The organism is Methanosarcina sp. UBA5 (assembly GCF_002505485.1).
GTDB lineage: Archaea > Halobacteriota > Methanosarcinia > Methanosarcinales > Methanosarcinaceae > Methanosarcina.
The window spans coordinates 1-8,044 of sequence record NZ_DAVG01000075.1; the positions used below are offsets into that span (position 1 = coordinate 1).

The following is an 8,044-nucleotide window of genomic DNA, read 5'->3' on the forward strand; positions in this document are numbered from 1 at the left end:
TAAAGCAAGAAAATTTTACAATTAAGTAAAAGAAATAAAAGAAAAAATATTAGTGTACAACATGAATAAAAATATTGTAAACTCGCTGTGGATAAAATTGAGGATTTCTACAAAGCCCAAAATTCTAAAGTTATATACGTTTGCGAAGAGAAAAACTCCTCAACTCTTACCAAATTTAATGAAGATTTAATAAATCATGATGGGAAACCCACCATGATTCAGTCCATAAGTTGCGATATGTCTCCATCATTCATAAAAGGAATTAAAAATGAATTCCCAGATTCAAAAATTATTTTTGATAAGCTCCATTTAATGAAAATGATGAATAGAGCAGTGGATGAAGTTAGAAAAAGAGAACAATTGACGGTAAAAGAACTGAAGAATAGTAATTATTTATGGTATTTATGGCTCAAAATGAAAAGAACATCCTTTCAGTCAAAAGTCTTTGGTATTCGATTCAGAAATGCCAGGTGACTACTTACGTTTCGACGTGTAATAATTCAACACAACGATTAAGCCTGTAAAAATGGAATTTCCTCTCTTGAAGTATAAAATCAAGAACATTTGATGTTGCAGCTAGACTTACACATTAGACAATTATGATTCAGTAGATATTTATTTCTCGCTCCAACCATGTAATTATTCCTAATCCACTATTCTTATCTTCCTGCAGGTTTAATTCTTAAATTTTATATTATATCTGATTAGTTATATATATTTTAAATTTTATACCTTTCTTGTATCATACTGCTATATTAGTACTGATGTGACTTTTTTGACTGCGGGATTCCGACTAAGATGAAAAAAGTTACCGGAAATAAGGTAGATTCCATAACTAATTCATGTGACAACGTAGTGTTTGTGAAGTGAAATACAACAGAAGAGAGACAGCCGAAGCGGAACTTAGAATGGGGGGAATAAATGTATAAATTGATGTATGAACCGATGCAGCTCTTAGTCATCGTATTTGAGGATCCAGACTTTCACGGTCAGATTCGTCGAGAGCTTGAATCAGTCCTGGAAAAAAGAATGATTAGACTCATTGACCTACTTTTTGTTTGGCATGGTGAGGGCGAAAATGTTACTTCTCTGGAAGCTACACAACTGGATGAAGAAGAAAGAGTACATTTCGGTACCGTTATAAGAGGGCTTATGGGATATGGAACAATTGGTGAAGAGATAGCTAGGGGAGGCACAGAGGAAGGAATCTTGGCAGCAGCCCGCGAAAACTATGGAATAACCAAAGAAGATATTATAGAGATAACTGAAGCAATCCCGGAAAACACTGCTGCTGCTATTCTTATCATTGAACACCTTTGGGCAAGGAGCCTCAAACAGGCTATTTGCAATGTGGGAGGAATATTGATTTCTCAAGGAATGCTCACACCTGAGCTACTCGCTGTAGCTGGAAGAGAACTGACGCACGCGGTCAAAGTTGCAGATGAGAAGAAAGTCCGGTGTAATAGTCCACCTTTCTGACTAAACTAATGTGAAGTGAGTAAATGACTATGCTTTTATGTTATATTTTTCGCTTTTAATTTGTTTTTGAATATTAGGTTTATCATTTAGAGGAATAATTGTATTTAAATAATCAAATTTTTAGATATTTTATTTGCAAATTGTCAACTTTCCCTATTCCAGCTCTAATATTCCCAGAGTAACTTAATTATTGCCTTACCTTGCTTATTTGCTATAGTGTCAATAATTAGCTTAATTTCGTTTTCTGTGATCATTTATTCACGCGCAACTAACGTTGTTTTTGCCTAACGGCCCCACGACATAATCCTTACCAAGGACGCGCTATACCCCTAAGCCATCAAGACACTGATTTTATGCGAGTAAACGTCAAGGTTTGATTGTTTAAAACTCTTTTTCGGATACTGTCAGGTCTATGAGGGATAGACAATTTATAGTTTCGTCTATATCCCGAAAAAATTCTTATTCCTCATAGACTTGACAGTACCACTTGCCTTTATCTTTTCAGCCTTTATATTTTGGTAGTGCATTAGTAGCTGGTTGATATTTTGCCTTTGAATGTTTTTTTACATAGTTTATCTGTTTTCTACGCTTACCTGTTACAGAAAAGTTAGTGTACATAAGCAGAGCATGAGAGCAGAATACGAATGAAAATGCTCTGGAAAACATCAACTGACTATTAATGGACCGCCCATATTTTAGTTTAATTTTAGTTTAATATTTATTATTGAGTTTGTGCTTTCACAGATAAAATAACAAAATAAATGGGAAATAAGAGAAAGCAGGTTAGTAATCGACCTGCTCTGTTTCTTTTATCTTCTCCTTGAACAGTGTATATGCCCACAGCTGGTAGATGATGACTATGGGCACGAATACCAGTGCTCCTCCCAGCATGATGCTCAGGGTCATGTGGCTTGATGCTGCCTCAAAGATATCTATTCCGTATTCAGGAGAAACAGAGGACTTAAGCATGTAAGGATAGATGCTTGCAAGTCCGGTCTGAACAGCGAAAAGAAACGCTAAGAGATTGCTGCAAAAGGCTTGGAACCCCTTTTCCTTTTTTGCAAAGAACACAGCAAGAACAGTTGCCATTACTGCAAGAACTGGCAATAAGTACAGAGCTGGGGTGGCTGAATAGTTGGTTGTAAAACCTTCTATACCCACAAAGGAATATGCTAGATAGACCAGAGCAAGTACAAGTACAATAAGAGTGCTCTTCTTTGCCAGACTACCTGCTTTTGCAGCTATAGCACCTTCGGTTTTGACATTGATCCAGAGCGCGCCTGAAGTAACACTCATAAGCACGAAGAGGATACCGCCTATCAAAGCATACGGACTGAAAAGTCCAATAAAGGTGCCATTATAAACTCCTCCTGAAGCGATTTCAAGCCCCTTGAAGAAATTCGCAAATGCAACTCCGAGGACCAGAGAGACTAGCAGGCTTCCAGCGAACCATCCCCACATAAAGGCCTTCTGAATCTGGGGATTATCATCTTTGTGGAGATATTCCACGGAAATGCCCCTTGCAATCAGGCCGATGAGCAGCAACATCATAGGAAGATACAGGAAAGTAAACATCTTTGAGAATACCAAAGGGAATGCAGCAAATGTTCCCCCTGCAGCCAGGACTAACCATACCTCATTACCGCCCCAGAAAGGACCCACAGCTCTCTGGATTTGCATCTTCTGAACCTTGTCTGTGGCAATAAAGGGTGTCAGAAGACCTGCTCCAAGGGAAAATGAATCTACAATGAAGTAAACTCCCCATATTACACACCACAGGAAGAACCAGATAACAGCAAGCATATTATGGGTAAGGAAATCGAACATCTTCACTCAACTCCTATCGCATTGACTACGGTTTTCTTCATGAGGTATATCTCAAAGACCATCAGGATCAGATAGAATGTGCTGATAAGGACAATACTTAACAATACATCTGATGTGGGAACCGATGATATACCATTAGCTGTTTTTAAAAGACCATATACCAGCCATGGCTGCCTCCCTGCCTCAGCTACAATCCAGCCAGCAGTGATGGCAATATATGGAAGAGGAATAGACCATATCAGTAACTTCAGATACTTATCCGATGTGTACAGCTTGCCTGATTTTTGAAGATATAAGCCTAAAAGAGCCTCAATGATAAACAGGGACCCCAGAATTGTCATCAGCCTGAAGCTCCAGAATACCATTCCTACAGGTGGTAGTTCATCCCGAGGTAACTGGTTAAGTCCTTTTATCGTTCCGCTGAAACTTCCTGTATACAGGAAACTTGAAAGACCTGGAATTTCCAACAACTGGACACTATTGGAACCGGTACTCGAATCAGGTACCTGTATCAGATACATGGGCACTCGGGAACCTGTTTCCCATATCGCATCCATTGCAGCTCCTTTAGCAGGCTGAAGCTCAGCAACATATTGTGCATAACCGTGACCAAGAACTGGAAGAATGACTGAAGTAACGAGTGCTATGGTAACTGCTATTCTGAAAGACTTCCTGAACACTTCATTGTTGTTCCTTTTAAGAAAATGATATGCACAGATTCCCATGATCAGGAATGCAGTCAACAGGTAAGCTGAAAACAGAGTGTGTATCAGCATGTACCACACATAGCTGTTTGTAAGTAGAGCAAAGAAATCTGTCATAACCACCTTGCTCCCATCAGCAGCCATCTTATAGCCGACTGGATGCTGCATAAAACCATTAGCAATGATAATCCATAATGAAGATATGTTAGTGCCCAGAGCGACCATCCACATGGAAAATGCCTTTAGTTTCTGACGGTTGCGGTCCAAGAATATCCATGCGCCAAAGAAAGTACCTTCAAGGAAGAAAGCCAGTAATGCTTCCACCGCTAAAGGTGGTCCAAAGACATCTCCCATGAATTCCGCATAGGCACCCCAGTTAGTACCGAACTGGAAAGTCATTGCAAGGCCTGTTACCAGACCTACTGCAAAGTTTATCTTGAATACCCTACCCCAGAAATCGGCCATTTTTCGCCAGGTTTCATCTTTGTTCTTATAGTACATTGTTTCCATGCCTGCCACTAGCAGTGCGAGTCCCAGTGTAAGTGGAACGAATAGGAAATGGAATGCAACTGTTATGGCAAACTGGAGCCGGCTTAATAAAAGCAATTCAACCATTCATTACCCCTCGTCTTCCCTCGTTTTATTATTTACCGCACAAGACTATATTTGCGCTGAAACAAGCCGATGTCTTCCGTCACGGCTTGCAGACATCTTCATGCTAAATCTCATCAATGATAATCTGAAGTGAGAATCTGAAGTGAGATATAAAGCACAATGCTGTATGTCACCGGATCTTTATCTTTGACCATCTGAAGGATATATCATTGTACATCCGGATAACATACTGTTCCCCCATGGTGTCCTGCTCAAGTTATGTTTCCTCCTTATACCCCTTAGACTCCTTACACTTTTTACATATGCCATAGAAGTTAGTGCTCGTTGAAACAATAGTAAATCCTTCTATTTCCTCAGCTATCTTCATCGAGTAATCCAACAATTGTTCAGAATTGAAATCCTCCATCCTTCCGCACTCCCGGCAGATTAGATGATGATGTGGAATGAAATTCGCTTCAAATCTTGAGACTCCTTTTACATTTACTTCCTCCAGTAACCCTTTCTCCGTAAGGAATTTGAGATTTTTATATACGGTAGCCTTGCTTATATGCGTCAGTTTTTTTCTAACCCCATCATAAACTTCGTCTACAGTGGGATGACCGTTGTGTCCGCGTAGGAAAGCAAGTATTTCTACTCTCTGATTTGTGTATTTCATGTCAGCTTTCTCTGTGGGCTTCATTGTTGTCCACCTAAATTACCTATGAAGCAGGTTTACTCAGATATACATGATATCCAGTACTAAATAATATTTATTATTATTTAACAATTACTATTTCCCTCTTTATTTCTTCACTTAGTAAAGTCTTGTAACTGCTTTATTTCCTTAATGTTGTAACCTAAAGTTTTCCCCACTGAAAGTATAGCTAAAGAACAGTAATTTTGGACAGAACTCTTCGTATATCTGTGTAAAAAAGGAATAATAATGCGATATGTGTACATAAGGATCTTTTTGCCAAAATTATATAACTTGGAAGCATGTTAGATCACATGGCGGAAAAAATTTGTAATTACCTGACCTCTTTGTTATTGATAGCAGTTACAGATACCCCCACTAAATGCAGTGATTTTCCCTTAAAACTACCGCGCATTCTTTAGGATATAAGCCTTCAGAAAAACAGTAGTCAATAAAGTCCGTATTAACTCTTTATTCCTTTCAGAAATAGCAAAATCTTCTACAGATTCCAAATGTGCAGAAACATTTAGTTTATATATTTATCATCATTCGTCTACCTCTAACGAAAGTAAGCTTTGAACCTGCAGTATATAAAAGAAATGCAAAGTAAAAAGCCTCGAGTGGGAGTTTAAGGCACAACTGATGAGTTTTCAAATCAATTGAAATTTTATTATTCAAATTCAATAGATTTGGGCTTCTTAAGTAGATTTAGACTTATTCTGTTTTTCAATAATGATTTTATTAAATTCTTTTTTAAATTCATAAAATACCAGGACAGATGAATAGATGGAAAAAATTACATCGAGAGATGCCATAACTAAATTATTATTAACCCATGATATGTAGCCTATTAGTAAAAACATAACTAAACCAAAGATGGCTGAAATAAGTCCACTAAATAAAGTATAGCAGAAGATTTCCACAGATTTTTTGGTTATAGAGTCATCTTTATCGGGTTCGTCCACTATTCTCATCCCTTTTTTGCATGATTTTTGATATCCAAAAACTCATAGTACCTTTTTAGATTTTATGTCTCTTTCTTCTAGTGTTTTAATTAGTTAGTTGGCTCCACAATGCATCATAACATAACTTATAAGAGTTACAAATATACCGTCTATACGCTGATCTCTAATCAATTTTTAATAAATTGTAAAGTCCATTTCACAGTCTTGAGAGTTCGCAAACCGGCTTTAATCTCTGGTGAGTTTTCAAATCAGTTAAAATAGACTCTGCTACTATCTTAAGCGTGGATAAGTATTTAAAAGCCCTGTGCTCACCTATACCATCAGAAAAACAGTAATTGACAAAATTCAAAAAAAGTTTCTGATTCGTCTCAGATATTTCAGTATCCTTTAATAATCCAGACGTTTCTTTGTGTTTTATCCCCAAATTATTTCGATTTTTTAATTTTTTATTGTAGTTATATATTATATATAGGTGACCCATTATTTTACTTCAACTTTGAATTTGTTTCATTTTACATAATTACTCCACAACACCAAAATGGAATTGGAATTTACTCAACGTTTAATCTTTTGCGTCGCCTGCTGTTGTATTCTGTATTGGACTTCCAAATAGTTTTGGGTCTGCGAAATTATTTCAGGATACAACATAAAGAATGTTAAGTATTGCAGCACCAACAAGGAGAAAGATAATACCGAAAATGGGTACTATAATCACAGACAAAATTGTGTAATCTTCAAAACTATAATATGGTTCTCCAATGAATTCATTCATATTCGACAGAACAAAAATTATCATGAGTAAACTTAACTGTCCAACACTATACATTCCCCAGATAATTTTATCCCCATATCCAAATTTAAGCATTAGTAAACCGATAAGCGCATTTAGAAGCCCGTAAATTATCAGACTTATTGCTGCAAAAGTTAGAGGATCAGCATATCCACCAGTCATTGACATTCTACTGTAAAAATCAGCGGGTCTTAGTATGACCTTTTTTCAGGTTTGATGTAATCCATAAAATATTTTACTTAAAAATATCTCATGGTTCAATATATAGTTATCATATATACCGAAATTTCTGGAATATATTAAAGAAATTGTATATTTCAATAACATTGACCCAAGTTTAAGAACCTAGGTAATTTAAAATGATTTATAAATAGTAAGATACATACAATATAATAAAAAGGAGAGTATTTATTCCTCTCCTATTTCTTTTCTAAACTCAATGTAATCTCTCTCGACTTCTTCAAGTTCGTGTTCCATTTTATCCCCTCTTTTCATCCGTAAATCATGATTGAATCGAGTCTTGCAGTACCTACTTTTGTCCAGTACTTGCATATGTTACAATACTGAGTCTTACCATCTGAGTGCAATTTCAGATCAGAATGGCATTTTGGACATATTTTTAGATGTTTCATAAATAAACTCCTTGAAATTAGAAGATTAGCAACCTATGGGAATTCCTTTATTTTATCCCAACTCCAGCACATAGTAATATCATAAATTATATTAAATAAATGACATCAAAAATAGGATTCAAGCAAAAAATTATTTGACGTAAAAAATTTCAAGTTCATTATAGAGTAAAACTTGAACTGAAAAAACACAACATTCGTTATATATCTAAAGTACAACTTTAAATTCTGAAACTCTCATTTGAGAATAAAATTGGTTTTACCGACTTTATACTTAGTATGAACTCAGCCTGCAGATACTGAGATTTGTCTAAAGTCAACGTGAATTTATATAAAAATAAAAAAAATGAGACTTGAAGTCT

Annotated in this window: 7 protein-coding genes and 2 pseudogenes; 2 read left to right on the forward strand and 7 right to left on the reverse strand. The window is 36.3% G+C overall.

Features of this window, described 5'->3' with window-relative positions:
- Positions 1-117 precede the first annotated feature (117 nt).
- A pseudogene (locus tag BP621_RS07235) lies at positions 118-474 on the forward strand (transposase); the annotation flags it as partial.
- A 447-nt stretch (positions 475-921) separates the two neighbouring features.
- Positions 922-1,479 carry a DUF1269 domain-containing protein gene (locus BP621_RS07240; RefSeq protein WP_292388813.1) on the forward strand — a complete coding sequence of 186 codons (558 nt, stop codon included), beginning with the start codon at positions 922-924 and terminating at the stop codon, positions 1,477-1,479.
- A 783-nt stretch (positions 1,480-2,262) separates the two neighbouring features.
- Here BP621_RS07240 and cydB read toward each other — a convergent pair.
- The 7 genes and pseudogenes from cydB to BP621_RS07275 form a co-directional block, all read right to left on the reverse strand.
- Complete coding sequence (gene cydB, locus BP621_RS07245) at positions 2,263-3,306, reverse strand: cytochrome d ubiquinol oxidase subunit II (protein WP_292388814.1); 1,044 nt, start codon at positions 3,304-3,306, stop codon at positions 2,263-2,265.
- Between the two features lie 2 nt (positions 3,307-3,308).
- Positions 3,309-4,625, reverse strand: coding sequence for a cytochrome ubiquinol oxidase subunit I (locus tag BP621_RS07250; protein WP_292388816.1), 1,317 nt, complete (start codon positions 4,623-4,625; stop codon positions 3,309-3,311).
- 256 nt (positions 4,626-4,881) lie between these two features.
- Positions 4,882-5,304 (reverse strand): Fur family transcriptional regulator, encoded by a 423-nt coding sequence (locus tag BP621_RS07255; RefSeq protein ID WP_292388818.1) that lies wholly within the window; start codon positions 5,302-5,304, stop codon positions 4,882-4,884.
- A 110-nt stretch (positions 5,305-5,414) separates the two neighbouring features.
- Positions 5,415-5,534: pseudogene (locus BP621_RS07260) on the reverse strand (IS5/IS1182 family transposase); the annotation flags it as partial.
- Positions 5,535-5,996: 462 nt separating this feature from the next.
- Complete coding sequence (locus BP621_RS07265) at positions 5,997-6,263, reverse strand: hypothetical protein (RefSeq protein ID WP_292388820.1); 267 nt, start codon at positions 6,261-6,263, stop codon at positions 5,997-5,999.
- Between the two features lie 634 nt (positions 6,264-6,897).
- Positions 6,898-7,221, reverse strand: a complete 324-nt coding sequence (locus tag BP621_RS07270; protein WP_292388822.1) for a hypothetical protein — start codon at positions 7,219-7,221, stop codon at positions 6,898-6,900.
- Between the two features lie 240 nt (positions 7,222-7,461).
- Complete coding sequence (locus BP621_RS07275; RefSeq protein WP_292388824.1) at positions 7,462-7,605, reverse strand: hypothetical protein; 144 nt, start codon at positions 7,603-7,605, stop codon at positions 7,462-7,464.
- Between the last annotated feature and the right edge of the window lie 439 nt (positions 7,606-8,044).

What these genes read in the sequence shown, in the direction of transcription:
- BP621_RS07240 (WP_292388813.1), top strand. Translation starts at nt 922, where the DNA reads ATGTATAAATTGATGTATGAACCGATGCAGCTCTTAGTCATCGTATTT.
- BP621_RS07270 (WP_292388822.1), bottom strand. Translation starts at nt 7,221, where the DNA reads ATGTCAATGACTGGTGGATATGCTGATCCTCTAACTTTTGCAGCAATA.
- cydB (WP_292388814.1), bottom strand. Translation starts at nt 3,306, where the DNA reads ATGTTCGATTTCCTTACCCATAATATGCTTGCTGTTATCTGGTTCTTC.
- BP621_RS07250 (WP_292388816.1), bottom strand. Translation starts at nt 4,625, where the DNA reads ATGGTTGAATTGCTTTTATTAAGCCGGCTCCAGTTTGCCATAACAGTT.
- BP621_RS07275 (WP_292388824.1), bottom strand. Translation starts at nt 7,605, where the DNA reads ATGCAAGTACTGGACAAAAGTAGGTACTGCAAGACTCGATTCAATCAT.
- BP621_RS07255 (WP_292388818.1), bottom strand. Translation starts at nt 5,304, where the DNA reads ATGAAGCCCACAGAGAAAGCTGACATGAAATACACAAATCAGAGAGTA.